Raw genomic sequence first — 1,310 nt, forward strand, 5'->3', positions numbered from 1 at the left:
TGTCCCGTCCTGAAATAAGTTTACACCTTAAGAGACTTATTTTATGGAACATGCACAAGAACAACGAGTTAAACGCACACAACGTGATTATAGCTTCGCCTTTAAAATGATGGTTGTACATGAAGTAGAAAAAGGGCAAATTACTTATAAACAAGCTCAGGCAAAATATGGTATTCAAGGAAGATCAACTGTGCTGGTATGGTTACGCAAGCACGGACAACAGGACTGGACTTCGAATATGCCGACTTCTTCTAAACGCCAATTAACCCCCCAACAACGAATCCGCCAATTAGAAAAGCAGTTAGCCGCAGAAAAGCTTAAAACTGAATTTATTCAGGATGTGATTTATCACATTGATAAAGAATGTGGGACTGATCTTGGAAAAAAGTATACCGAGCACGTTTCAAAGATTGGCAAAGCCAAAGAAGACTAAGCGTTTCACGTTATTGTCAGTGGTTGGGAATCACCCGACAAGCTTATTATCAAGCAGAAAAACGTGCTCAAATGACTGCACAAGCAACTGAACAAATACTTGAGTTAGTTATGGAATATCGTTGTCTCATGCCAAGTATCGGAACACGTAAGCTGTATTGGCTTATTAAAGGCAAATTGTTGCAGCGTGGTTTAAAGTGTGGACGGGATCAGTTATTTAAAATATTGAAAGAGCATAATTTATTGATTCGCCCCAAGCGTCGCTATACAAAAACTACGGATAGCAAGCATTGGATGAAGAAGCATCCAAATTTATTAAAGGATTATTCAGCAGTGCAAGCCAACGAAGTCTTTGTTAGTGATATTACTTATGTTGAAAGTGCTGAAGGCGTACATTATTTATCCTTAGTGACAGATGCTTATACCCGTCAGATTAAAGGTTATAAGTTATCGAATGATATGCGTGCGGAGAATGTTGTGCAGGCTCTACATATGGCGATGCAGCATGTGACGGATCGAGCGACAAGGATGATTCATCATTCAGACAGAGGCTCTCAGTATTGCTCTGAACTATATCAATCGGCATTACGCCATTATGGGGTATGTCCTTCTATGACAGATGGAGGAGACTGTTACCAGAATGCATTAGCAGAGCGGATTAATGGAATATTAAAGCAGGAGTTTTTAATTACACGATGTCAAACCATGAAGGAGTTAGATCACTTAATTGCGGAATCTATTATGATTTATAATTGCTATAGACCACATTTAAGTTTAAATATGAACACCCCGAATCAGACGTATGAGCAAACTAAAACCGAGCTAATTGCTTAACTCGGTTTGAAGTGGAATACTGTCAATCTATTTCAGGACAAGAC

At 39.0% G+C, this 1,310-nt stretch carries 1 protein-coding gene; it reads left to right on the plus strand.

All coding sequences use genetic code 11. The annotated features are described in order from the left end of the window. Window positions 1–43 precede the first annotated feature (43 nt). A protein-coding gene (locus tag G5T77_RS14395) for an IS3 family transposase (RefSeq protein ID WP_122959108.1) occupies window positions 44–1,266 on the plus strand; the annotation gives its coding sequence in 2 pieces (ribosomal slippage) (window positions 44–380 and window positions 380–1,266; 1,224 coding nt in all). The last annotated feature ends 44 nt before the right edge of the window (window positions 1,267–1,310 follow it).

Source organism: Acinetobacter sp. GFQ9D191M (assembly GCF_011174875.1).
Lineage (GTDB): Bacteria > Pseudomonadota > Gammaproteobacteria > Pseudomonadales > Moraxellaceae > Acinetobacter.